Raw genomic sequence first — 25,228 nt, 5'->3', positions numbered from 1 at the left:
TCAGAAGTTGCTGACCTGATAGCCGGTGCCGACCATGTTCTGGCTTTGCAGGATCAGCCCGTAGCTCAACTTGTCATACACCTTGAACAGCATGACCCGCGCCACCGCCTCCGAGGGGAGCGGTGGTTTGCCGGCAGAATAGAAGGCCTTGTCATAGACGGAAGAGTACTCCCGATAGGCGACCTTGCCATTCTTGCTCACCAGCCGGGTCCCGGGTCGCAGGATCTCCAGCACATCGCCGGGCGCCACCTGATCCCGCAGACCCTTGTTGATGAGCACGACATCGAACTTGCCGCCGCCCCGGGCCTTGCTCGGCAGATCGACGATATAGCCGGGCGAGATGACGGGGGCCGCCTTGGGTGTAAACACGGCGGAGAGGCTCTCCTGCGGCGGGAACGGCATCAGCTTGTCTCCCTGATACACTTCCCGCTTGCTGTGGCTGAGGGTGACCCGGGTACGACCATCCGGCAGCAGGGCCTCCGCCCTGGCCGTACCGACGAAGACCGCCTCCTGCCCAAGTTGCTCGCCGGTTTTCCGATCCTTGTAGATGGCGCCAGGGTGGTAGATGCCGTAATCCTGGCCCGGGATCAGCGAACCCTGCACGTAGAGGGTATCGCCCTCCAGCATGCCGATATGGGCCTCATCATTGCCGAGCACGTAGGGCAACTGCTTCGCCTGCTGGCTGTTTGCCAGAATATGGTCGGTCTGCAGGAAGGGGCCTATCTCGCTGAGCGGCAGGGTTGGAATGGGATTGGCCTTGTTCTCGTAGCGGCTCTTGGGAGAGAGGCGGATCACCTGCTTGCCGCCCTGGGTCGCCTTGCCGAGCCGTGGCTCGCCGTTGACCCAGCTCAGGTGCAGCACGTCACCCGGGTAGATCCAGTGGGGATTGGCAATCTGCGGGTTGATGTTCCAGAGCCTTGGCCAGAGCCAGGGCTCTGCCAGATACTGGCCGGAAATATCCCAGAGGGTGTCGCCTTTTTGCACCACATAGGTCTCGGGATAGCCTGCCTTCAGTTTGAGCTGGTCGGCCTGAGCTCCCTGGCTCAACGTGGCCAACAGGCAGGCGAGGATGGTTTGCTTCAGATACATAACACTCCCTGTTACTTCTGCGCGCAAAGTGTTGCTGTTTTTTGTCGGCGTAAATGACTAGAATTACGCCAATATTGACTGCATTTATACGAAACTAAAGAAAAAACTATGGCCATTCTAGATGTATTGCGTTTCCCCGATGAGCGTCTGCGTACCGTCGCAGCCCCTGTCGAGACCTTTACACCCGAGTTACAACACATTGTAGATGATATGTTCGAAACCATGTACGCGGAGGAAGGCATCGGCCTTGCCGCCACTCAGGTCGACATTCATCAGCGCATCATAGTGATCGATGTCTCTGAAAACCGTGAAGATCCTCTGGTATTGATCAACCCCGAGATCATCGAGCAGGCCGGCAGCACCGGCATCGAGGAAGGGTGTCTCTCCGTGCCCGGCAGCCGTGCCCTGGTGCCCCGCGCCGAGTGGGTCAAGGTGCGCGCACTGGATCGCCACGGCAAGGCATTCGAGCTGGAAGCAGACGATCTGCTCGCCATCTGCATCCAGCATGAGATGGATCATCTGGTCGGCAAGCTGTTTGTGGATTACCTCTCCCCACTCAAGCGCCAGCGCATTCGCCAGAAGCTGGAAAAGATGGCCCGTGAAGATCGCAAAGTTCTCTGAGGATCTGCCCCATTGAATAAGCTGAAACTGATTTTTGCCGGTACTCCCGACTTCGCCGCCCGTCACCTGGCGGCGTTGTTGTCTTCCGACCACGAGGTCGTCGCCGTTTATACCCAGCCGGACAAGCCCGCCGGCCGCGGCCAGAAGCTCACCGCCAGCCCGGTCAAGGAGCTGGCGCTGGCCCACGATCTGCCGGTTTATCAACCGGCGAGCCTGCGCAAGGAAGAGGCCCAGGCCGAACTGGCTGCCCTTGGCGCCGACCTGATGGTGGTGGTGGCCTACGGCCTGATCCTGCCCAGGGTGGTGCTCGATACCCCGCGCCTGGGCTGTATCAACGTGCACGGCTCCCTGCTGCCGCGCTGGCGCGGCGCCGCCCCGATCCAGCGTTCCATCTGGGCGGGCGATGCCGAAACCGGCGTCACCATCATGCAGATGGATGTGGGGCTGGATACCGGCGCCATGATCCGCAAGATGAGCTGCCCCATCGCCGCCGACGAGACCTCCGCCAGCCTCTATGACAAGCTGGCCGAGCTGGGCCCGCAGGCGCTGGTCGACACCATCGATGCCATGGCCGCCGGCGACACCGCCGCCGAGGCGCAAGACGATGCGCTGGCCAACTACGCCGAGAAGCTCTCCAAGGAAGAGGCCCGTATCGACTGGTCGATGGAAGCCGTCGCCATCGAGCGCTGCATCCGCGCCTTCAACCCCTGGCCCATCAGCTGGTTCGAGGTGGCTGACCAGACCGTCAAGGTATGGCAGGCCGAGGTCATCACACAGGATCACGGCCAGCGCGCCGGCACCCTGCTCAAGGCCGACAAGCAGGGGATCGATGTCGCCACCGGCAAGGGGGTACTGCGCCTGCTGACCCTGCAGCCGCCCGGCAAGAAGGCGATGTCCGTGACGGATCTGCTCAACTCTCGCCGCGACTGGTTTGAACCCGGCACGCAATTGAATTGAACTGAATTGACACAAGGCGGGGCCCAGGCCCCGACTTGCGCATCTAAGGTAACACTATGAAAACACGCGCACAGGCTGCTCTCGTCATTCAACAGGTGCTGGATCAGGGCCAGTCCCTCTCAGCCGTTCTGCCTGCTGCCCAGGAGAAGGTTGCGCCCCGCGATCGCGCCCTCCTGCAAGAACTCTGCTACGGTACCCTGCGCTGGCTGCCCCGCCTCGATGCGGCGGTCGGCGAGATGATGGACAAGCCGCTCAAGAACAAGAGCCGCATCTTCCACTACCTGATCCTGGTCGGTCTCTATCAGCTCATCTACACCCGCATTCCGGCTCACGCCGCGGTGGCCGAGACCGTCAACGCCGTCAAGCTGCTCAAAGGTACCTCTCTGCGCGGCCTCATCAACGGCGTGCTGCGCAACTTCCAGCGCAGCGCCGAAGTCATTCTGCTGCGTATCGACCGCGTGCCGAGCGTGCGCCTCGGCCACCCCGAGTGGCTCACCAAGCGTCTGCGTCAGGCCTATCCGGAGGAGTGGGAGTTCATCATGGAGGCCAACAACCAGCGCCCGCCCATGTGGATCCGCAACAACAGCCAGCGCCAGAGCCGCGAGCAGATGCTGGCCCGCATGGCTGACGCCGGCATCAATGCGGTGGCCGGTGAAGAGGGCGAGGATTGCATCCTGCTGGAGCGTCCCTGCGACGTGACCAAGCTGCCCGGCTTCGAGGTCGGCGACTGTTCGGTACAGGATGGTGCCGCCCAACAGGCGGCCGCCCTGCTCGACCCGCAGCCGGGCGAGTGGGTGCTGGATGCCTGCGCCGCCCCCGGTGGCAAGACAGCTCACCTGCTGGAGCGCCAACCCAAGCTGGCCGGCGTGGTCGCCGTCGATGCCGACGAGAACCGCCTTAAGCGGGTGCAGGAGAACCTGGATCGCATCGGCCTCAGCGCCAAGGTGATCCACGGCGATGCCAGCACGCCGGATCAGTGGTGGCCAGAGGGGCAGTTCGACCGCATCCTGCTGGATGCCCCCTGCTCCGCCACCGGCGTCATCCGCCGCCACCCCGACATCAAGTGGCTGCGCCGGGATCAGGACATTCGCGAGCTGGCAGAACTGCAGCGCCGCATCCTCGGTGCCCTCTGGTCGAAACTGAAAAGCGGCGGTACTCTGCTCTACGCCACCTGTTCCGTGCTGCCGGAAGAGAACCGCGATCAGATCCGCGCCTTCCTCGCGGCCACGCCGGATGCCACCCTGGTGCCCCTGCACGCAGAGGACACACCGGAGTGCCCGGGTCGCCAGTTCCTGCCGGGCGAGGCCGAGATGGACGGCTTCTACTACGCCAGGCTGAGCAAGCGCTAAGCAGGGCCGCAAGTACGGGGGTGCCGCCGGTCGGCACCCGTTACTGCCCAATATCGAGCACGTTTTCCCTATGAGATTCATGATGTTGATGACTGTCCCCGCGCACACAGGCAGAGCTGGCAAGGGTGACGTCCATGAGGCTGTTCTATGAAGATCATCATTCTGGGCGCCGGTCAGGTCGGCGGCACCCTGGCCGAGAACCTGGCCGGCGAGAACAACGACATCACCATAGTCGACACCGACAGCGATCGGCTGCGCGAGCTGCAGGACAAGTTTGACCTGCGGGTTGTGAACGGCCACGGCGCCCATCCCAAGGTGCTGCGCGAAGCCGGCGCCCAGGATGCCGACATGCTGGTCGCCGTCACCAACAGCGACGAGACCAACATGATCGCCTGCCAGGTGGCCTATTCCCTGTTCAACACCCCGAACAAGGTGGCGCGCATTCGCTCCCCGGCCTATCTGGTGGAGCGGGATCGGCTGTTCCTGCCCGAATCCGTGCCGGTGGATCACCTGATCGCCCCCGAGCAGCTAGTGACCGACTATGTGCGCCGCCTGATCGAATACCCGGGCGCTCTGCAGGTGGTGGACTTCGCCGGCGGCAAGGTGGGTCTGGTGGCGGTCAAGGCCTACTATGGCGGTCCGCTGGTGGGCAACGCCCTCTCCACCCTGCGCGATCACATGCCCAACATCGAGACCCGGGTGGCGGCCATCTTCCGTCAGGGCCGCTCCATCCGTCCGCAGGGCACCACCATCATAGAAGCGGATGACGAAGTGTTCTTCGTGGCGGCGGCCGGCCATATCCGCGCCGTGATGTCGGAGCTGCAGCGCCTCGAGAGTCCCTACCGGCGCATCATGATCGTCGGTGGCGGCAACATAGGCGCCGGCCTCGCCCGTCAGCTGGAGAAGCGCTACAGCGTAAAGCTCATCGAGCGCAGCCAGAAGCGGGCGGAGCAGCTCTCCGAGGTGCTGGAGCACACCATCGTCTTCTGCGGCGATGCGGCGGATCAGGAGCTGCTGGCGGAGGAGCACATCGACCAGATCGACGTCTTCATCGCGGTGACCAACGAGGACGAGGCCAACATCATGTCGGCCCTGCTCGCCAAGAAGATGGGCGCCAAGAAGACCATGGTGCTGATCCAGCGCAGCGCCTACGTGGATCTGGTGCAGGGCGGCTCCATCGACATCGCCATCTCGCCCCAGCAGGCCACCATCTCGGCCCTGCTGACCCATGTGCGTCGGGCCGACATCGCCAACGTCTACAGCCTGCGTCGCGGTGCCGCCGAGGCCATCGAGGCCATCGCCCACGGTGACGAGAACACCTCCAAGGTGGTTGGCAAGACGGTGGGCGAGCTCAAGCTGCCGCCCGGCACCACCATAGGTGCCGTGGTTCGGGGGGATGAAGTACTGATCGCCCACGACCGCACCCAGATCCAGCAGGACGACCACGTGGTGATGTTCCTGGTGGACAAGAAATACATTCCGGAAGTGGAACGCTTGTTCCAGCCAAGTCCCTTCTTCCTGTAACCTGCCCATGTACCCAGGCAGCGCAAAGCAGACCCGGCACCGCCTCTCCAGGGGGGTGTCCGGGTCTTTTGTCAATCAACGACCAGGTTATCTTGCATGATCAAGCTGCGTCCCATCATCTTCACCCTCGGGCTGGTGCTCTCCAAACTGGCCCTGTTCATGTGGCTGCCCACCCTGCTGGCCCTGCTGACCGGCTCAGAGGGGTTCGTCGAGTTTCTCAAGTCGGTGCTGATCACCCACGGCGCGGCCCTGCTTTGCCTTCATTACGGCCGCAAGGCGGAGTTTCACCTCGGCGTGCGGGAGATGTTCCTGCTCACCACCTCGGTCTGGGTGGTGGCCTGTATCTTTGGCGCCCTGCCCTTCTTCTTCATCACCCACATCAACTTCACCGACGCCTACTTCGAAACCATGTCGGGGGTGACCACCACAGGCTCCACCGTGCTGTCCGGGCTCGACAACATGGCCCACAGCATCCTGTTGTGGCGCTCCATCCTGCAGTGGCTGGGCGGGGTGGGTTTCATCGTGATGGCGGTGGCGGTACTGCCCTACCTCAACGTGGGGGGCATGAAGCTGTTCCAGACCGAGAGCTCGGACTGGTCGGATAAAAGTGCCCCGCGCGCCAAGACGGTGGCCAACAACATAGTGCTGGTCTACCTGGTGCTCTCCATGCTCTGCTTCCTGGCCTACTGGGTGAGCGGCATGACCCTGTTCGAGGCGGTCAATCACGCCATGACCACCCTGAGTACCGGCGGCTACTCCACCTCCGATCAATCCATGTCCCACTTCTCCAACTCGGCGCACTGGATCGGCACGCTCTTCATGTTTCTCGGCGGCCTGCCCTTCCTGCTCTACGTGCAGAGCCTGAGCCGGCGCGATCACAGCCTGCTCAAGGATGCCCAGGTGCGGGGCTTCTTCTGGCTGGTGGTCTGGGTCACCCTGGTGGTCACCGTCTATCTCTGGTTGCGGGGCACCTACGACTTCACGGATGCCCTGCGTATCAGCAGCTTCAACATCGTCTCCGTGCTCACCACCACTGGCTATGGTCTCGGCGACTATGGCACCTGGGGCCCGCTCACCAGCATCATCTTCATCGTGCTGCTGGCGCTCGGCGCCTGCTCCGGCTCCACCGCCGGCGGCCTCAAGATCTTCCGGGTACAGGTGGCCTTCGCCCTGTTCAAGAAGCAGATGCGCCAGCTGATGCACCCCTCCGGCGTCTTCCCGCAGAAGTACAACGGCCGGCCGGTCAACGACGCCATCATCCGCTCGATGATCTCGTTCGTGCTGGCCTACTTCGCCATCATCTTGCTGATCGCGGCCCTGCTCGGCGCCATCGGACTAGATCCCCTGACCGCCATCTCGGGCTCCATCACCGCCGTGGCCAACGTGGGCCCGGGCATGGGCCCGGTCATCGGCCCCAGCGCCAACTTCGCCTCCCTGCCGGACTCGGCCAAGTGGATCCTGTCGTTCGGCATGCTGCTGGGGCGCCTCGAGATCCTGACCGTGGCGGTGATCTTCTTCCCCTCCTTCTGGAGGCAATAACCGACCAGGGCGGCAACCCGCATGCCGGTGAGTTCACGCGTTCGAAGAGCGAAGCCTGTGCGGACGAAGCAATACAAAAGGGCAGCCACTGGCTGCCCTTCTTGTTACATGAAGCATGAGGCTCCGTCTCACTCGGCCGGGTCTTCTCGCTCCAGCGCCCGGTTGACCAGCGGCTCGGGCAGGGTCTTGGTCACCTCCACCCCCAGCTCGCGAAAGCGCTCCACCTGGGCGATCAGGTTGCCGCGGCCGTTCACCAGCCGCCCCATCGCCTTGTCGTAGCTCTCCTGCGCCTTGTGCAGGCTGCCCCCCAGTTGCTGCATCTCCTCCACGAACAGCCGCAGCTTCTCGTAGAGGCGGCCGGCCCGCTCGGCGATCTGGCGGGCATTCTGGTTCTGCCGTTCGTAGCGCCACAGATTCTCTATGGTGCGCAGCGCCACCATCAGGTTGGTGGGGCTCACCAGCAGGATGTTGTTGTCGAGACCGTAGCGCACCAGCGAGGGGTCGGCCTCCACCGCGGTGAGGAAGGCGGGCTCCACCGCCACGAACATCAGCACGTAATCGAGGGTGCGCACCCCGGGCAGCTGCTGGTAATCCTTGCGGCCCAGCTCGCGGATGTGGTTGCGTACCGAGGCGACGTGCTCTTTCAGCGCTACCGCCTTCTCCAGCTCGTCAGCGGCGTTGTACCAGCGCTCATAAGCGGTCAGCGACACCTTGGCATCGATGATGATGTCCTTGTCCTGCGGCAGGTGGACGATGACGTCGGGCTGATAGCGCTTGCCCTTGTCCACCTCGATGTTGACCTGGGTGTGGTACTCGTGACCCTCGCGCAGACCGCATTCGCTGAGGATGCGCGCCAGCACCACCTCGCCCCAGTTGCCCTGCTGCTTGCTGTCGCCCTTGAGGGCGCGGGTCAGCGCCGCCGCCTCCTCGGTCATGCGGGCGTTGAGCTCAGCGAGGCGCTCCAGCTCGAACTTGAGGCTGTGGCGTTGGGCCGTCTCCTGGGCGTGGGTCTCCCCCACCTGGCGGCGAAAGCCCTCAAGCTGCTCTTTCAGCGGGGTGAGCAGCAGATCCAGGCTGTTCTGGTTCAGTTCGCGGAAGTTGCCCGAGTTCTGCTCGAAGATGCGGTTGGCGAGGTTCTCGAACTGCTGACTGAGGCGTGCCTCCGCCTCCTGTTGCAGTTGCAGCTTCTCGGCGGCAGCCAGCCGCTCGCTGCGCAGGGTGGCCTCGGCATCCTTGAGGCGGGCGGTGAGCTTGATGAGCAGGGTCTGCTGCTGATCCAGCTTCTGCTGGCCCAGCAGCCGCTCGTCCTGCAGCTCGTCATAACGCTCCTGCAGCATCTGCAGGCGCTCCTGGCTCAGCAGCAATTCCCGGACTTGTGCCGTGCCGCTGCGCCGCCCGATCCCCCAGCCAATACCGATGGCCAGCAGCGCACCCGGCAGCAACAGGGTCCAGAGCCCGGGCTCGATCATTTGCGACCCCGTTGGCGCAGGAACAGTTCGAGATAGCGGTTGAGCAGCAGCCAGATCAGCACGTAGAGCAGATAGGCGGCCAGCACCACCCACTTGTGGCTGTTAACCCCGGTGTCGAGCTCGACGAATTCGATCCCCTTGATGCGGCAGTAGCCCCACATCAGCAAGGGGAAGACATAGAGCAGAGAAGCACGCCACAGAAATAACCACATGAGTTCATTCAATCCTGCAAAAAGACCCGCCTAGCTTACACAAGGGCAACCCGGCTTGCGATCCTGGCCGGCGCTATTCTCTGGCTTGCGAAGGGAAACTTGGATAAAATTAACCCCTAATAGGTATCAGGGGTGGGCATGACGCATTTTTTCTGTCGCTGGCTGACGCAGGCATTGGGAGGCTCCCGCAAACCCGAGGTGGTTTGCCATGAAGCCCGTCCCCCCTGGGCCATCGAAGAGTCCCAGTTCCTCTCCCTATGCTCCCGCTGCGGCGAATGCTTCAAGGCCTGTCCCAACGGCCTGCTCAAGCCGGCCACCCAGCCCGAATACGATGGCACCCCCATCGCCGGCACGCCGCTGCTCGATCTCGCCTGCGGCCAGTGCAGCTACTGCGGCAGCTGCGCCAGAGCCTGTCCGACCGGCGCCCTCGACCTGCAACTTGGCCGTCAGGTGCAGACCCGGGTGCGGATCGAGGCAAGCTGTCAGGCCCGCCAGGGCTTCTACTGCCTGCTCTGTGAAGATGCCTGCCCCCAGCAGGCGATCAAGGCCTGCGCCGACGGCGTCAGCATCAACATGGCGGCCTGCGACGGTTGCGGCGCCTGCGGCCTCGCCTGCCTGCACGGCGCCATCACCCTGATCCCCCAACCCTGATCCCGCGTCCGGCGCAAACGACAAAGGGGCCCGCGGGCCCCTTTGTCGTGCTTGCCTGGCTTATGCCATGGCCAGAATGGAATCCTGTTCGATGCCGAGCAGGTGGCAGAGCCGGGTCGGGTCGCGCACCGCATCGGCCAGGGTGTATTCGCCCAGCACCTCGAGGAAGGCGTTCATGGCGCGACGCAAAATGCCCTGGATGCGGCAGCCACCGGAGAGGCGGCAGTTTTCGCGCTTGCAGTCCACCGGGCAGAGCACGTGCTCCATGTCCATCACCACGTCGCGCAGGTTGATGGAGACGGCGGAGCGACCGAGCCGGATGCCGCCATGCTTGCCACGCACCGTCTCTATGTACCCCTTGATGCCGAGCTGGTGGACAATCTTGACCACATGGTTGCGGGAGATGCCAAAGGTATCGGCCACCTCTGTGATGGTCGACAGGCGATCTCCCGGCTGGACGGCCAGAAAGGTGAGGGTACGCAGGGCATAGTCGGTAAATCGTGTCAGTTGCATGGTCGCACTTGCCTCTTACTACAAGCCAGAAATCAGGACGACGACCTAAAGCTAAGAGGTAGGGGAACCCCTGCGCCCGCGCAGCGTCCGCCTCTTAATCTGAGTCGTGGAGGTCAAGGTTAAGAGCAGCTCAGGCGGGTGTCGATGAAGATGCACATAAATCGACACTTTCTTTGATTGATCGCAAACTTGCAGGGTTAGCCCAAGGTTTTGGCGGGTTTTGACGGTTAAATTCGCCGGTTTCCTCCCTCGCCCCCGTCGATGCTGCCATGTGTCATTCGCAACCGTTTTTGCCGATTCAATGGGGCTGCTTGAGCCAGTTCTTCAGGGCGCTGGAGGGGATGGAACTCTCGGAGGCGACCGCAAAAGCGCCCCAGTCCACCGCGCACTGCAGCGCCTCCCGGATCGCCATGCCCCGCGCCAGCCCGTGGATCAGGCCGCCGGCGAAGGCATCCCCCGCCCCCGTGGTATCGACCACCGACACCGGCCGCGCCGCCACCCGGATCTGCTCCTCGCCGTGAATGGCCACCGCCCCCGCCTTGCCTTCGGTCAGTACCAGCCAGGCCAGCTGCTCGCCGGCGATCTGGCGGGCATGCTGCCAGAGGTCGTCCACCTCACCGAGATCGGAGCGGGAGGCCACCAGCACGTGGCAGGGGCGACGCGCCTGGCCGCCCTTGGGGTACTGGGCCACCACGAAGCTCTTGCCGAGCATCTGGCGCATGTAGCCGATGATGGCGGTGCCGGGGTAGTTCACGTAGAGGCAGTCCACCCCCTCGCTCGGCAGATCCCCCGGCAGATCCGGACGGCGCGGCCGCCTGAGGATGGTGCGCTCGCCGGTGGAGTCCACCAGGATCAGCAGTTCGCCGGTCTCGCCGCCGAAGCGCTCCACATGGCTGCAGTCCAGGCCGTAGCCCGCCGCCTGCTCCAGCAGCCAGTCGCCGGTTTCGTCCAGCCCGATGCGCGACGCTATGGTCACCTCGTGGCCGGCCCACACCAGCCCGATGCCGGTGTTGGCGGCGCCACCGCCGAGCCGGCGGCCCTGATCCACGTACTGCAGGCGGGCACCGGCCACCAGGGGTTCGGAGAGGGAGAGCACGTGATCACAGTTGAGATTGGCGAGCAGCAGAATGCGGGACATGAAGAGACCTCACTGACAGGGGAGCCCAGTATATGAGAAAGGGCCGCAGCGGCCCTCCCTGAAATCGCGGGGTTTGTGAGCCCGCTCGACGTTTGCCGGGCGGGCCCGCGACGGCTGCGTCAGTCCAGAACCGCCTCGGCGCTGACGTACTCGTAGCCGAGCGCCTGCGCCACCGCCGCCTGGGTGATCTTGCCCTTGAACACGTTCAGACCGGCTCGCAGGTGGCGATCCTCCTGCAACGCCCGGGCATAGCCCTTGTCCGCCAGCGCCAGCACGAACGGCAGGGTGGCGTTGGTCAGCGCGAAGGTGGAGGTGCGCGCCACCCCGCCCGGCATGTTGGCCACGCAGTAGTGGATGATGCCGTCCACCACGTAGGTGGGCTCCTCGTGGGTGGTCGGGTGGGAGGTCTCAAAACAGCCGCCCTGATCGATGGCCACGTCCACCAGCACCGAGCCCTTGCGCATCAGCTTGAGCATGTCGCGGGTCAGCAGCTTGGGCGCCGCCGCCCCCGGGATCAGCACGGCACCGATCACCAGGTCAGCCTGGGCGATGCACGCCTCTATGTTGGTGCGGGTGGAGTAGAGGGTCTTGAGGGCCGGGCCGTAGAGGCTGTCCAGCTCCCGCAGCCGCGGCAGGGAGCGATCCAGGATGGTGACGTCGGCCCCCAGTCCCAGCGCCATGCGCGCCGAGTTGACGCCGACCACGCCGCCACCCAGCACCACCACCTTGGCGGGTGCCACCGCCGGCACACCGCCCAGCAGGGTGCCGTTGCCCCCCTGCGCCTTTTCGAGGCTGTGGGCACCGGCCTGGATCGCCATCCGCCCCGCCACCTCGGACATGGGCGCCAGCAGCGGCAGGCCGCCGCGATCGTCGGTCACCGTCTCGTAAGCGATGGCCACCGCCCCCGAGTGCACCAGCAGCTGGGTCTGCACCGGATCCGGCGCCAGGTGCAGATAGGTGAACAGCAGCTGACCCGGTCTGAGCAGTTCGCACTCCTCCGGCTGGGGCTCCTTCACCTTCACTATCATCTCGGCCCGGGCGAAGATCTCCGCCGCGCTGGCCACCAGTTCGGCACCGGCTGCCTGGTACTCGGTGTCGGACAGCCCGATCGCCTCGCCTCCCTGCTGCTGCACCAGCACCTTGTGTCCCCGGGCCGTCAGCTCCTGCACTCCGGCGGGAGTCATGCCGACCCGGTATTCATGGTTTTTGATTTCCTTGGGTACGCCAATAATCATGCTCGCTCTCCTGCTGTGATCCCGCCGGCGGCCGTGTCGGCGCCGGGCAGGATGCCCAAAAATTGCAACAACCACTGCATCATGGTGGCCGAATCCACCTCTCCCTCCAGCGAGGAGAGGCTGCGCTGATAGCGGTCATCGGACAGGAAGTCCCGCCGCCGCTCGATCAGCACCCGGTTGTACGCCACCGAGAATTCCGGATGTCCCTGGATGGCCACTATGTGGTCACCCTGCAAAAACATGAAATTGGGACAAAAATCATTGCCCGCCAGCCGGGTGGCCCCCGGTGGCAACTGCTCCACCTGATCCTGGTGACTGGCCAGGATCCGGATGGTCTCGAGCCCGGGTTCCATCCAGGGTTGCCTGGCCAGCATGGGATGGACCGACACCCCCAGCCCCCACCCCTTGGTGGACTTCACCACCTCGCCCCCCAGCGCCTGGGCGATCACCTGGTGACCGAAGCAGACCCCCGCCAGCTTGACGTCGGCATCGTGGGCGCGCCGGATCCAGTCGCGCAGCGCCTGGATCCAGGGAATGTCGCTGTAGGCATCGTGGCGCGAGCCGGTGATGAGCCAGGCATCGCACTCGTGCAGATCGGCCGGCAGCTCGCCATCGAGCGCCGACCAGACCCGAAATTCCAGCCCGGGGGCCAGGGCCCGGAAGCCCTTGATAAACATCTCGGAGTAAACGGGGCCGAAGTCCCCCGCCAAGTCGGGGTCCAGCCGGTCACAATCGAGAATTCCCAGTCGCATCTGTTACTCCTTCACAGTGATAGCGGCGAACGAAGGTGGATTCCTGCCACCGGGCCATGTCCGGGCTAGCTGCTGCATGGTTGATTACTTCATGGTCGGCATGGAGAACTCCGCGCCAGCCCGCAGGCTCTGGGGCCAGCGGGCAGTCACCGTCTTCATCCGGGTATAGAAGCGCACCCCATCCGGCCCGTGCATGTTGAGCGGCCCGAAGATGGACCGCTTCCAGCCACCGAAGCTGTGAAACGCCATGGGCACCGGGATGGGAACGTTCACCCCTACCATACCGACCTGCACGCGAGCGGTGAAGTCCCGCGCTGTGTCGCCGTCACAGGTGAAGATGGCGGTGCCGTTGCCGTACTCGTGCTCGTTGATGAGCTTGAGCGCCGTCTCGTAGTCCGGCGCCCGCACGATGGCCAGCACAGGGCCGAAGATCTCCTCCCGGTAGATGCGCATCTCGGGGCCGACCCGATCGAACAGGCTGCCGCCGATAAAGTAGCCTTCCCCATGGCTGACACCGCGGCCATCGACCACCAGTTCGGCCCCCTCGGCCACCCCCTGATCCACATAGCCACGCACCTTGGCCAGGTGCTCGCGGCTGATGAGGGGCCCCATCTCGTTCTCCGGGCTCTGGCCCAGCCCCGGGCCCACCCGCAGCGCCACCACCAGCGGCGACAGCCTGGCCACCAGCGCATCGGCCGTCTCATCTCCCACCACCACGGCCACCGAAATGGCCATGCAGCGCTCGCCGGCCGCACCGTAGGCCGCCCCCATCAGGGCGGAGACCGCCAGCTCGAGATCCGCATCCGGCATCACCACCATGTGGTTCTTGGCGCCGCCCAACGCCTGTACCCGCTTGCCGTGGGCCGAAGCGGTCGAGTAGATGTACTCGGCGATGGGGGTGGAGCCGACAAACGATACGGCACCGACTCTCGGATCGGTCAGCAGCACGTCCACCACCTCCTTGTCGCCGTTGACCACGTTGAGCACCCCGTCCGGCAGGCCGGCCTGCTTGAGCAGCTCGGCCATGCGCAGGGAGAGGGAGGGATCCTTCTCGGAGGGCTTGAGGATGAAGGTGTTGCCGCAGGCGATGGCCACCGGGAACATCCACAGCGGCACCATGGCCGGGAAGTTGAACGGGGTGATGCCGGCACAGACCCCCACCGGCTGCATCATGGAGTGGCTGTCGACCCCGCGGCCCACGTTGAGAGAGTGCTCCCCCTTGAGCAGATGGGGAATGCCGCAGGCGAACTCCACCACCTCGAGACCTCGGGTCAGCTCGCCCTGAGCGTCGGAAAACACCTTGCCGTGCTCGCGGCTGATCAGCCGCGCCAGATCGTCCCTGTGCTGCTCCATCAGCTCCTTGAAGCGAAACAGCACCCGGGCCCGCACCAGGGGCGGGGTCTGCGCCCAGTCGGCCAGGGCCCGCTCGGCGCTGGCGATGGCATCCTGGCACTCGGCGACGGTGCTGAGCACCACCTGGCCCTGCTGCTGGCCGGTGGCCGGGTTGAAGATGGCTCCGAAGCGCTCGCTGCGGCTCTCGGTCGTCTCGCCGTCGATGAAGTTGCTGACCCTGTATGTCATAAATCCTCCGTGATGGGTTATGCGTGCCTGCCCGCGCCGCCCCGGGGAGCAGGCACGGGCAAGTGGCGCCGCGACGGGCGCCATCAACCGGTTAAAAGTCAGTCCTGGGCCTGCAGGGCGTCCTGCAGCAGGGTGAAGAGATCGTCGATCTGGCTGCGCTCGATGATGAGGGGCGGCGACAGGGCGATGATGTCGCCGGTGACGCGGATAAGCAGACCCTTCTGAAAGCAGCGCACGAACACCTCGTAGGCGCGCTTGCCCAGTGCATCCGGCATGGACTCGAGCTCGATGCCCGCCACCAGCCCGTAGTTGCGCACATCCTTCACGTGCTTGCAGCCCTTTAGCGAATGGGCCGCCTCCTCCCAGTAGCCCGCCAGATCGGCGGCGCGGCTCAGCAGGTTCTCGTTGCGATAGATTTCGAGGGTCGCGAGGCCCGCGGCGGCCGCCACCGGATGGCCGGAATAGGTGTAGCCGTGGAACAGCTCGATGGCCCCCTTGCCGGCCGCCATCATGTCGTCATAGATGTGGTTCTGTACCAGCACGGCGCCCATGGGGATGGCCCCATTGGTGAGCCCCTTGGCACAGGTGATCATGTCGGGGATGACGTCGAACTCCTGGGCGGCGAAGGGGGAGCCGAGGCGACCGAAGCCGGTGATCACCTCGTCGAAGATCAGCAGGATGCCGTGTTTGGTGCAGATCTCCCGCAGCCGCTTGAGGTAGCCCTTGGGCGGCATCAGCACGCCGGTACTGCCGGCGATGGGTTCGACGATCACCGCCGCTATATTGCTGGCATCGTGCAGGAAGACGATCTTCTCCAGCTCGTCGGCCAGCGCCACATCCTCCTCGGGCAGCCCCTTGGTAAAGGCATTCTTGGTGATGTTGAGGGTGTGTGGCAGATGATCCACCCCGCCCAGCAGGGAGCCGAACCACTTGCGGTTGCCGGGAATGCCCCCCACCGAGATGCCGCCAAAACCGACCCCGTGGTAGCCGCGCTCACGGCCGATGAGCCGGGTACGGGTGCCCTGGCCGCGAGCCCGCTGCCAAGCCAGCGCAATCTTGAGCGCGGTATCCACTGACTCCGAACCTGAGTTGGTATAAAAGACGTGGCCGAAGCCCTTGGGGGCGATCTCCACCAGCCGGTTGGCCAGCTCGAACGGCAGGGGGTGCCCCATCTGGAACGTGGGGGCAAAATCGAGGTGGGAAATCTGCTGGGAGACCGCCTCGGCAATCTCGCGCCGACCATGACCCGCGTTGCAACACCAGAGCCCGGCGGTGCCATCCAGTATCTTGCGGCCATCCTCTGAGTGATAATACATTCCCTCGGCCGACTTCAGGATGCGCGGCGCCGCCTTGAACTGCTGGTTGGCGGTAAACGGCATCCAGAAGGCGGACATGTCGGAGGGCGTATTGATGTCGCTGATCGGTTTCATGGTCACCTCATCCTTAAGGTGTTTAGTAACTATCGGCCAATGCCTATTAAATTAAACACCTAAAATCTTAAAAAAGGGCTCAAACTTGCCCCATATGGTGTCACCCGGCTAGCTGCTCTGAGCGGGGTGGTATAAGATATTTAACACAAATTTAATAATAGTAAACAGTCAAGGAGTGTCTATCGATGGATATCGGTCACCGCCTCAAGGCGGTTCGCACCAAAGCCGCCCTCTCCCAGCGCGAGCTGGCCAAACGCTCCGGTGTGACCAACGGCTTTATCTCCCAGATCGAGAAAAATCAGGTGAGCCCCTCGGTCGCCTCCCTGCGCAAGGTGCTGGAAGGGATCCCCATGTCGCTGGCCACCTTCTTCACCGATGAAACGGAGATGGACTCCGAGGTGATCTTCCGCGCCGCCGACATGCCGGATCTCGGCACCCACCCCATCAGCTACCGACTGGTGGGCCACAGCCGCGCCAACCGCGCCATCGGCATGATGCAGGAGATACTGCCACCGGGCGCCGACACCGGCGACGACATGCTGAGCCACGAAGGCGAAGAGTGTGGCATCGTCATCCAGGGCCAGGTGGAGGTCACCGTCGGCGAGCAGGTCTATCTGCTGGCGCCGGGGGACGGCTACTACTTCGACAGCCGCACCCCGCACCGTTTTCGCAATGTGGATGAGCACGAATGCGTGCTGATCTCGGCCAACACCCCCGCCAGCTTCTAAGCCATGAGAGGGGAGATCCCGCCCCTCGGCGGACCCAGCAGCACGACCAGCCCCTTAGCGCCGGCCTCAGGTTTGGCAGGCGCCGACGGCCGCGCTTGCGGTGCGGTTTGCCCTGCCGGATACTCTCAACGGGACGGATGCCGGATGAGGCCAAACCAGCAAAGTGTTTAACGAATTGTTACAAGATGGATTTACAAGCGGCAGGATGTTTAGCATATTGATACGCGGAAACTGACTTTTTGCCGGTTCAAGGAGTGAACATGAGTGACCTGACCCTGGCCCAGTGGCAACACAAGGCCTCCCACCTGACCCTGCCCTCGCAAGCCTTCATCGACGGCAGCTACCGGGACGCCATCAACGGCGCCACCTTCGACTGCATCAACCCGGCCAATGGCAAACTGCTGACCAGGGTCGCCGCCTGCGACGCCGCCGATGCCGAACTGGCGGTGCAGGCCGCCCGCGCAGCCTTTGACGACAAACGCTGGAGCGGTCTGTCGCCCAAGCAGCGCAAGCAGGTCCTGCAGCGCTTCGCCGAACTGATGCGGCTCAATCTGGTGGAGCTGGCACTGCTGGAATCGCTCGACATGGGCAAGCCCATCGGCGACGCCATGGGCTATGACGCCCCCGCCGCCGCCAACTGCATCGCCTGGAACGCCGAGGCCATCGACAAGATCTACGATCAGGTCGCGCCGGTCGAGGAGTCCGCCCTGGCCCTGGTGACCCGCGAGCCGCTCGGCGTTGTGGCCGCCATCGTCCCCTGGAACTTCCCGCTGGTGATGGCCTGCTGGAAGCTGGGCCCGGCACTTGCCACCGGCAACTCGGTGATCCTCAAACCCTCTGAAAAATCTCCCCTCACCGCCCTGCGCATCGCGGGCATTGCCAAAGAGGCGGGCATTCCGGACGGGGTGTTCAACGTACTGCCCGGCTTCGGCCACACGGTCGGCGAGGCGCTGGCCATGCACATGGACGTCGACTGCATCACCTTCACCGGCTCCACCAAGATCGGCAAGCATCTGGTGCAGTGCTCCGGCAAGTCCAACCTCAAGCGTGCCTTCATGGAGTGCGGCGGCAAGAGCCCCAACATCATACTGGCGGATGCGCCTGACCTGGACGCCGCCGCCCGCAGCGCGGCCGGTGCCATCTTCTACAACCAGGGCGAGGTGTGCACCGCAGCCTCCCGCCTGCTGGTGCAAAACAGCATCAAGCCGCAGTTCATGGAGCGGCTGCTGGCCCATGCCCGCGAGTGGATCTCGGCCAACCCGCTCGACCCCACCACCCGCATCGGCGCCATGGTGGATCACATCCAGATGGAGCAGGTGCTCAACTACATCGCCATCGGCCAGCAGGAGGGCGCCAAGCTGCTGCTGGGGGGCAAACGCACCAATACCGAGAGCGGCGGCTTCTATATCGAGCCCACCATCTTCGATGAGGTGACCCCAGAGATGCGCATCTTCCGCGAGGAGATCTTCGGCCCTGTGCTGGCGGTAACCGGCTTCGAGACCCTGGAAGAGGCCATTGCGCTCGGCAACGACACCGACTACGGTCTGGCGGCCGCAATCTGGACGGCGGATCTCAACAAGGCGGTGAAGGGCTCCCGCGCCCTGCGCGCCGGCACCGTGTTCGTCAACAACTGGGATGGCGGCGACATGACCATGCCGTTCGGCGGTTTCAAGCAGTCCGGCAACGGTCGCGACAAGTCGTTGCATGCGCTGGAGAAGTACACCGAGCTGAAAAGCACCTGGATCCAGCTCGAATAGCATCAGAAATGACGTTCATTTATCGAAAAGGGGGAGAAATCCCCCTTTTTCATTTTTACCCTTTCATCGTCGGCCTCAATCGATATAATCATCAAATAGACAAGCCCTTAAATATAAAGATAAAAATGTTATTTTTTCTGGGAAGTGTACTGTTTCTGGTAATAGGACTGCCGCTGCTGTTCTACATACTGGGACACGGTGAGGCCTACGTGACCTGGGGTCCGTGGATCTCTGCCATCGCACTCATGCTGTGGCTGCTGCTGGACGTGGACAAGATCCGCCGCGGCGGAGGCCGCTGAGCCGGGCAGTACGCCGTTAAAATCCGCTGATCACCATTTATTCGCTTCTTTCCCCGCAAAAGGATCGCTACACTGATTTTTTGCGATGCGTTCCAGCATCCGCCTCTCCAGTGAAGGTTATCCGCATGCAGCAACACGTTCAGCGCCAGGGCGTCATCTACGCCTTGTGCGCCTATACCCTTTGGGGCCTGGCGCCCATCTACTTCAAGACCATCGCCGCCGTGCCGGCCGCCGAGATCCTGACCCATCGCATGATCTGGTCGTGCGCCCTGCTGCTGGTGCTGACCCTGCTCGGCCGCCAGTGGCACAAGGTGCAGGCGGTACTGCGCCAGCCGAAGGTGCTGCTCACCCTGGCCTTCACCTCCATCACGGTCGGCGGCAACTGGCTGCTGTTCATCTGGGCCATCAACAACGGCCACATGCTGGATGCCAGCCTCGGCTACTACATCAACCCGCTGTTCAACGTGCTGCTCGGCATGTTGTTCCTGAGCGAGAAGCTGCGCCGCCTGCAGTGGTGGGCGGTGGGACTGGCCGCGATCGGTGTCGCCATCCAGATCATCGCCTTCGGCTCCCTGCCCTGGATCGCACTGGTGCTGGCCTCGAGCTTCGCCATCTACGGCCTCATTCGCAAGAAGCTGGCCCTCGACGCGCTGACCGGCCTCTTGATCGAGACCCTGATCATGCTGCCGCCGGCCGCCATCTATCTGTGGGGCATCGCCGACAGCCCTACCAGCCATCTCACCCAGAATGACTGGCACCTCAACTTGCTGCTGATCGCCGCCGGTGCCGTCACCACGGCGCCGCTGCTCTGCTTCACCGCCGCGGCCACCCGGCTCAAGCTCTCCACCCTGGGTTTCTTCCAGTACATAGGCCCCAGCCTGATGTTCATCCTGGCGGTCACCCTCTATGGCGAAGCGCTGGCGCTGGACAAGATGATCACCTTCGCCTTCATCTGGAGTGCGCTGGTGCTGTTCAGTCTGGACGGGCTGCGCAGCGGCAAGCGCCGGCAGGCTGCGGAGCAGGCTTGACGGGACGCCGCCCGGCGCTGCAATAATCTACAAGCCCATGCCCGGGTTTCAGGTTATCAATAGCCGATGAGCGCACCCCAATCCCGCATCCACTACTGGCAATCCCGGCTGCTGCCGGGAGTTGAACTTTCCCACTCCCACCACAGGGAGTTCAGCTATGGCCGCCATGTTCACCTGGACTACCACATAGGTCTGGTGCAGCAGGGCGGCCAGAAATTCATCCACAAGGGCAACAGCCACCACCTAGTGCGCGGCGAGCTCTCCACCGTCAACCCGGACGAGATGCACGACGGCCTCAGCCTGCGGCCGGAAGGGTACGAGGTGCGGGTGTTCGCCATCGCCCCCGAGCAGCTGGCCCGCTGGCTGCCAGAGAGCCCGGAGCCTTTCTTCGACAAGGGGTTGCAGAGCCGCCCCGACCTCTATCAGGGTTTTGCCAGGCTGCACATGTATCTGGACAACCCCAGCCCCGACGGCCTGCTGGCGGAGAGCCAGCTGCTGGCCCTGCTCGGCGAGCTGCTGCACATCGCCCCCGAGCGCCACGCCCTGGCCGACCCCCAGCTCAGGTACCTGCGCGACTATCTGATGGCCCGGCTGGATCAGCGCCACAGCCTGGAGGATCTGGCCGCCCTGTTCGGGCTGGATCGCTTCGCCTTCCTGCGCCAGTTCAAGAAAAAGACCGGCATGACCCCCTACGCCTGGCTCAAGCGGCTGCGGCTCGAGCAGAGCAAGCGCCTGCTCGGCAGCGGCCTGCCGGTGAGCGAGGTGGCGCTGGCGGTCGGCTTCTTCGATCAGAGTCACTTCCACCACGGCTTTCGGCAGGCGTTCGGCCTCACCCCTGCCGATTTTCGCCAGCAGATGCAGGCCGCCATTGGGCGCACCGACTAGCCCCGCACTGCAATCTTTTACAATCCTGCGCCCTCGCGATCCGCCATGCTGTCGCCTCGTACCATCATCGAGGTTTCACCATGTTCACCAGCCTGTTTCTGACCATAGGTCTCATCCACCTCATCGCCCTGGCGAGCCCGGGCCCGGACTTCGCGCTGATCCTGCGCACCAGCCTGCACAGGCCCACCGCCCTCGGGGCGGCGCTGGGCATCGCCTTGGCGATTGTGGTACATGCCACCCTCAGCCTCACCGGCATCAGCCTGCTGATTGCCGAACACCCCTGGCTGTTCATGACGGTGAAGGTGGTCGGCGCCCTCTATCTGGGCTGGCTTGGCTGGGGGGCGCTGAAGGCGGCCTGGCGCAGCTCGGCCGAGCTCGCCCTGCACGCCGGCGGCGAGGCGCAGGGTTGGCGCAAGGGAGTGCAGCGCGGCATTGCCACCAACCTGCTCAACCCCAAGGCGCTGCTGTTCTTCATGGGGCTGCTGGCCGCCATGGTGACGCCCCAGGTGGACGGCCTGACCCGCGGCCTGCTGGTGCTGGAGCTGTTCCTGCTCTCGCTGGCCTGGTTCGGCGTGCTGGCCTGGAGCCTCTCCACCGTTCGCGCCCAGCGCCTGCTCGGCCGCGTGCAGCGTCCGCTCAACCTGGTCACCGGCCTGCTGTTCGGCGCCGTCAGCCTCTCCATCCTGACCGGCATGGCCGGCGAGGCCTACGCCCTGGTCCTGCCCTGACATCTGTTTTGCAGCCATGAAAAAGAGGGATGGCCCGGGCCATCCCTCTTTGCGTTCATTGCTCCTGGCCGGGTAACCGGCCCTCTCACTCACCCTTCATCAGAACCACTGACCGTGGCGCTTGATGTAGAGGGTCTTGACGGTCTGGGCCAGCCCCATGTAGGCCAGCATGGTGATCACCAGCCACATGAAGTACTTGGGCCCATCCAGAGTGATGAAGCCGAAGTGCTCAGCCAGCGGCGAGAACGGCAGGTAGCAGCCGATGGCGATGGCGATCGAGGTGGAGAGCAGCACCGGCAGGGTGGCGGTACTCTGCAGGAAGGGGATCTTGCGGGTACGCAGCATATGCACCACCAGGGTCTGTGACACCAGCCCCTCGATAAACCAGCCGGAGTTCATGATGGCCTGACCGTTGACCAGCGGATCCATGCTGCCGTTGGCGGTGGCATAGAGGGCGCCAGCCCCGAACACGAACCACATCAGGCAGTAGGTGCTGATATCGAACACCGACGAGGTCGGGCCGAGCCACAGCATGAAGCGCTTGATGTTGCTCGCCTCCCACTTGCGCGGCCGCTTGAGGAACTCGGGGTCCATCTTGTCCCACGGCAGCAACATCTGGGAGACGTCGTACACCAGATTCTGGATCAGCATCTGCATCGCCAGCATTGGCGCCCAGGGCAGCCAGGCGGAGGCCACCAGCACCGAGAAGACGTTGCCGAAGTTGGAGCTGGCGGTCATGTTGAGGTACTTCAAGATGTTGCCAAAGGTCTCTCGCCCCTTGATCACCCCCTCCTCCAGCACCATCAGGCTCTTCTCCAGCAGGATGATGTCGGCGGTCTCCTTGGCGATGTCGGCACCGCTGTCCACCGAGATCCCCACGTCTGCATCCCGCAGCGCCGGCGCATCGTTGATGCCGTCACCGAGGAAACCCACGGTATTGCCGTTGGCCTGCAGCGCCTTCACCACCCGCGACTTCTGCAGCGGGGTGAGCTTGGCGAAGATGGTGGTCTGCTTGACCGCCTCGCACAGCGCCACGTCGTCCATCCCCTCGATATCCTTGCCGAGCAGCGGCACGCCGGGCGCCAGCCCCACATCACGACACACCTTGCTGGTGATGATGGGGTTGTCGCCGGTCAGCACCTTGACCGCCACCCCGTAGTCGTTCAGTGCGCGGATGGCCGGCGCGGCCGAATCCTTGGGCGGATCGAAGAAGGTGAGGAAGCCGCGCACCACCAGCTTGGCCTCGTCGCGGGTCTGATAGCTCTGCTTGCACTCGCCCGCCGGGATCTCGCGGGTCGCCACGATCAGCACCCGATAGCCCTCGGCGTTGAACTCCTCGCTCTGGCGCAGCAGGGCGCGGCGATCCGCGTCGGTCAGCTCCCGCACCTCCTGGCCATCGGCGATCTGGCTGGAGACGGCCAGCATCTCTTCCACCGCCCCCTTGGAGACCATCAGCTGCTGGCCCAGATCGTCCTGCACAATGACTGACAGGCGGCGGCGCACGAAGTCGAACGGCAGCTCGTCTACCTTGCGGTAGTTGGCCGGCTTGCAGCTCTCCCCCAGCGCATCGGCGTGCTCGACCACCGCGATGTCCATCAGGTTCTTCATGCCGCTCTGGTGAAAGCTGTTGAGCCAGGCCAGCTGCAGGATCCGGTCGTCCCGGTTGCCACGCACGTCGTAGTGGTGCTCGAGGATGATCTTGTCCTGGGTCAGGGTGCCGGTCTTGTCGGTGCAGAGCACGTCCATGGCACCGAAGTTCTGCACCGAGTTGAGCCGCTTCACCACCACCTTGCGCTTGGCCATGGCCACCGCGCCGCGCGCCAGGTTGGCGGAGACGATCATCGGCAGCATCTCGGGGGTGAGACCCACCGCCACCGCCAGCGCGAAGGTGAGCGCCGACATCCAGTCACCGCTGCTGACCCCGCTCAGCATGAAGACGATGGGCACCATCACCAGCATGAAGCGGATCAGCAGCCTGGTGACGCTGTTCACGCCGCGATCGAAACTGGTCTCGATGCGCTTATGGCTCACCACGTTGCGGGCCAGCGAACCGAAATAGGTGTCGCTGCCGGTGGCCACCACCACGGCGCGAGCGGTGCCGCTCACCACGTTGGTGCCCATGAAGCAGATATTGGGCAGATCGAGCATCCCCCCCTCGGCTGCAGCGCTCCCTTCCGCCGACTTGCCAGCCACGGCACCCAGGGTGTCGTACTTCTCCACCGGCAGCGCTTCACCGGTCAGCACCGCCTGGCTGATGAAGAGATCGCGGGATTCGATCAGCTTGATGTCGGCCGGGATCATGTCCCCCGCCTGCAGGTGCACTATGTCACCGGCCACCAGCTCGGTCATCGCCACCTCCTTGCGCTGGGGGGCGACTCCCGGCGAGGGGCGACGCTGCACGGTGGCGGTGTTGCGCACCAGCGACTTGAGCGCTTCGGCCGCCTTGGCGGAGCGGTACTCCTGCCAGAAGCGCAGCAAGCCGCTCAGCCCCACCATGACGCCGAGGATGATCACCTTGACCCAGTCCTCGTCGCCCGGCTCGGCCATCAGCACGTCCATCACGTAGCTGACCAGCCCGAGCACGATCAGCACCATCACGAAAGGGTTCTTGAACGCCTGCAGCAGCTGGATCAGCGCATGGGGCGGCTTGTCGTGGGTCACCTCGTTGGGACCAAACTGGATCAGGCGGTTGGCGGCCTCGGTCGCGGTGAGGCCGTCGATGTTGCCGCGCACGGCAGTGAGGGTGTACTCGAGGGATTTGTCGGCCTCGTCGAGCACCCGGGAGGAGAGCTTCTCCTTCTGGCTGCCCGGGGCGACGAACCCCTGCTGCTTGTGCCGGCTGGCGGTATGTTGTTGTTTCATGACTCTTTATCCTGATTTTTACGCGCAAGCGGGCGCTGTCGCGGGCCGGGCCTGGCGTCAGTACTGAAATCGAAGGCTGTGAACCCAACACAATGCCGGCACGGTCAATCGCCGCGCGCAGGGCGGCCCGTTAGACAAATGTCTGCCGTCGTACCAACCGGCATGGTCAGGTCGGATCAGGGGTCAGGACACCGCATCCCGTCCCGCAGGGATCAGGAGTGGGCAGGCGTGGACCCCGAGGGTCTAGGTTCGGGCTCTTCGGTCATGGCGGTTCCTCCGAGTTGGGCTGCAGCAAGCCGGCCCGGCATCTCGAGGGCGCAGCTGGTCATCGCCGGCGGGCAGATCCGCGCGGCGCGTATTATCGACAGGGCATGAATCGCGACGGCGACTCATTGCACAAAGAAGATCAGGATAACGGCAGGCAACCATAACGGCATGATGGTCGAACAATAACGAGCGGCGGCTCATGGGCCGGTTCAGCAGGGAAACAACCGCACCCCATGAATATATTTCAAAATCGCCAAGGCATATTTTGAATATATATATGACAGAGGCTTTCATTATTTAAATTCGCAACCCGTCCTATCGAAAACAACATTGTCTTCAATACACACGGTTCATCCTGTTATTTCACGCCAGCCTGGCTGACCATGCTCACAAAGAAACCTTCGAGCGGCCATGACGAGCAGACACGTGCCCATTACCAAGGGCTCGCGTGACAAGGCGTGCAATTGCTGGGGCGCGAGGCGGCATGGCTCGCAGAGGGAGTGGAACAATCCGGGGAACAACGCAGATCCCGGCGGGACTGGGTTGCAAGAGTCGGGATGACTCGCTAGATGCCACACTCTGAGCGATCAGAGTGAGGGAGAAGAAGGGATATC

General features: G+C 63.9%; 22 protein-coding genes. 12 read left to right on the top strand and 10 right to left on the bottom strand.

All coding sequences use genetic code 11. From position 1 onward, the window contains the following. Complete coding sequence (locus AB5Y94_RS08120; protein ID WP_017778614.1) at positions 1–1,089, bottom strand: LysM peptidoglycan-binding domain-containing protein; 1,089 nt, start codon at positions 1,087–1,089, stop codon at positions 1–3. Between the two features lie 108 nt (positions 1,090–1,197). On the opposite strand from AB5Y94_RS08120, the gene def reads away from it, so the two are divergent. The 5 genes from def (at position 1,198) to AB5Y94_RS08095 (ending at position 7,079) form a co-directional block, all read left to right on the top strand. After that, positions 1,198–1,710, top strand: a complete 513-nt coding sequence (gene def / locus AB5Y94_RS08115; RefSeq protein ID WP_011704266.1) for a peptide deformylase — start codon at positions 1,198–1,200, stop codon at positions 1,708–1,710. 12 nt (positions 1,711–1,722) lie between these two features. Next, positions 1,723–2,667 (top strand): methionyl-tRNA formyltransferase, encoded by a 945-nt coding sequence (gene fmt, locus AB5Y94_RS08110; RefSeq protein WP_252602636.1) that lies wholly within the window; start codon positions 1,723–1,725, stop codon positions 2,665–2,667. A 56-nt stretch (positions 2,668–2,723) separates the two neighbouring features. Next, positions 2,724–4,016 (top strand): 16S rRNA (cytosine(967)-C(5))-methyltransferase RsmB, encoded by a 1,293-nt coding sequence (gene rsmB / locus AB5Y94_RS08105; RefSeq protein ID WP_017788634.1) that lies wholly within the window; start codon positions 2,724–2,726, stop codon positions 4,014–4,016. A 147-nt stretch (positions 4,017–4,163) separates the two neighbouring features. After that, the gene (gene trkA / locus AB5Y94_RS08100; RefSeq protein ID WP_005307752.1) at positions 4,164–5,540 is read left to right on the top strand and encodes a Trk system potassium transporter TrkA; all 1,377 of its coding nucleotides are present in this window, start codon (positions 4,164–4,166) and stop codon (positions 5,538–5,540) included. Positions 5,541–5,636: 96 nt separating this feature from the next. Continuing rightward, on the top strand, positions 5,637–7,079 hold the full coding sequence (locus AB5Y94_RS08095) for a TrkH family potassium uptake protein (protein ID WP_005307750.1): 1,443 nt from the start codon (positions 5,637–5,639) through the stop codon (positions 7,077–7,079). Positions 7,080–7,207: 128 nt separating this feature from the next. Here AB5Y94_RS08095 and rmuC read toward each other — a convergent pair whose 3' ends face one another. Both rmuC and AB5Y94_RS08085 read right to left on the bottom strand, forming a co-directional pair. After that, the gene (gene rmuC, locus AB5Y94_RS08090; protein WP_252602642.1) at positions 7,208–8,548 is read right to left on the bottom strand and encodes a DNA recombination protein RmuC; all 1,341 of its coding nucleotides are present in this window, start codon (positions 8,546–8,548) and stop codon (positions 7,208–7,210) included. Continuing rightward, positions 8,545–8,760 (bottom strand): hypothetical protein, encoded by a 216-nt coding sequence (locus AB5Y94_RS08085; protein ID WP_005307744.1) that lies wholly within the window; start codon positions 8,758–8,760, stop codon positions 8,545–8,547. Before AB5Y94_RS08085 ends, rmuC begins: the two co-directional genes overlap by 4 nt. Before the next feature lie 138 nt (positions 8,761–8,898). On the opposite strand from AB5Y94_RS08085, the gene AB5Y94_RS08080 reads away from it, so the two are divergent. Continuing rightward, positions 8,899–9,411 (top strand): ferredoxin-type protein NapF, encoded by a 513-nt coding sequence (locus AB5Y94_RS08080; protein WP_005307741.1) that lies wholly within the window; start codon positions 8,899–8,901, stop codon positions 9,409–9,411. Between the two features lie 60 nt (positions 9,412–9,471). Here AB5Y94_RS08080 and AB5Y94_RS08075 read toward each other — a convergent pair whose 3' ends face one another. From AB5Y94_RS08075 to AB5Y94_RS08050, 6 genes are all read right to left on the bottom strand, one after another. After that, positions 9,472–9,924: an Rrf2 family transcriptional regulator gene (locus tag AB5Y94_RS08075; protein WP_005307739.1), complete on the bottom strand. Its 453-nt coding sequence runs from the start codon at positions 9,922–9,924 to the stop codon at positions 9,472–9,474. Between the two features lie 298 nt (positions 9,925–10,222). Then, entirely contained in the window at positions 10,223–11,062 is an 840-nt protein-coding gene (locus AB5Y94_RS08070) for a PfkB family carbohydrate kinase (RefSeq protein ID WP_005307736.1), read from the bottom strand. 119 nt (positions 11,063–11,181) lie between these two features. Further along, complete coding sequence (gene ald, locus AB5Y94_RS08065) at positions 11,182–12,297, bottom strand: alanine dehydrogenase (protein ID WP_042050336.1); 1,116 nt, start codon at positions 12,295–12,297, stop codon at positions 11,182–11,184. Next, positions 12,294–13,049, bottom strand: a complete 756-nt coding sequence (locus AB5Y94_RS08060; RefSeq protein WP_017783315.1) for a glutamine amidotransferase — start codon at positions 13,047–13,049, stop codon at positions 12,294–12,296. The genes ald and AB5Y94_RS08060 overlap by 4 nt, the downstream gene beginning before the upstream one ends. Positions 13,050–13,133: 84 nt before the next feature. Next, the gene (locus AB5Y94_RS08055; RefSeq protein WP_368205328.1) at positions 13,134–14,630 is read right to left on the bottom strand and encodes a CoA-acylating methylmalonate-semialdehyde dehydrogenase; all 1,497 of its coding nucleotides are present in this window, start codon (positions 14,628–14,630) and stop codon (positions 13,134–13,136) included. A 98-nt stretch (positions 14,631–14,728) separates the two neighbouring features. Further along, on the bottom strand, positions 14,729–16,060 hold the full coding sequence (locus AB5Y94_RS08050) for an aspartate aminotransferase family protein (RefSeq protein ID WP_368205327.1): 1,332 nt from the start codon (positions 16,058–16,060) through the stop codon (positions 14,729–14,731). A 185-nt stretch (positions 16,061–16,245) separates the two neighbouring features. Between AB5Y94_RS08050 and AB5Y94_RS08045 the strand changes: the two genes are divergently transcribed. The 6 genes from AB5Y94_RS08045 (at position 16,246) to AB5Y94_RS08020 (ending at position 21,485) form a co-directional block, all read left to right on the top strand. Beyond that, on the top strand, positions 16,246–16,788 hold the full coding sequence (locus AB5Y94_RS08045; RefSeq protein WP_005307724.1) for a cupin domain-containing protein: 543 nt from the start codon (positions 16,246–16,248) through the stop codon (positions 16,786–16,788). Between the two features lie 260 nt (positions 16,789–17,048). Beyond that, positions 17,049–18,545: an aldehyde dehydrogenase gene (locus AB5Y94_RS08040; protein WP_368205326.1), complete on the top strand. Its 1,497-nt coding sequence runs from the start codon at positions 17,049–17,051 to the stop codon at positions 18,543–18,545. A gap of 125 nt (positions 18,546–18,670) precedes the next feature. Further along, complete coding sequence (locus AB5Y94_RS08035; protein WP_005307716.1) at positions 18,671–18,844, top strand: hypothetical protein; 174 nt, start codon at positions 18,671–18,673, stop codon at positions 18,842–18,844. Positions 18,845–18,969: 125 nt separating this feature from the next. Next, positions 18,970–19,872 (top strand): EamA family transporter RarD, encoded by a 903-nt coding sequence (gene rarD, locus AB5Y94_RS08030; protein WP_017766217.1) that lies wholly within the window; start codon positions 18,970–18,972, stop codon positions 19,870–19,872. Between the two features lie 66 nt (positions 19,873–19,938). Then, a complete protein-coding gene (locus AB5Y94_RS08025; protein WP_017766216.1) occupies positions 19,939–20,757 on the top strand; it encodes an AraC family transcriptional regulator in 819 nt (272 codons plus the stop codon). 80 nt (positions 20,758–20,837) lie between these two features. Next, positions 20,838–21,485, top strand: coding sequence for a LysE family translocator (locus AB5Y94_RS08020; RefSeq protein ID WP_368205325.1), 648 nt, complete (start codon positions 20,838–20,840; stop codon positions 21,483–21,485). 99 nt (positions 21,486–21,584) lie between these two features. Here AB5Y94_RS08020 and mgtA read toward each other — a convergent pair whose 3' ends face one another. Beyond that, complete coding sequence (mgtA, locus tag AB5Y94_RS08015; protein ID WP_368205324.1) at positions 21,585–24,347, bottom strand: magnesium-translocating P-type ATPase; 2,763 nt, start codon at positions 24,345–24,347, stop codon at positions 21,585–21,587. Between the last annotated feature and the right edge of the window lie 881 nt (positions 24,348–25,228).

It is taken from the genome of Aeromonas sp. s5 (assembly GCF_040907865.1).
GTDB lineage: Bacteria > Pseudomonadota > Gammaproteobacteria > Enterobacterales > Aeromonadaceae > Aeromonas > Aeromonas dhakensis.
The sequence above is the reverse complement of the archived record's forward strand: the minus strand, read 5'-3'. Positions and strand labels throughout refer to the sequence as shown.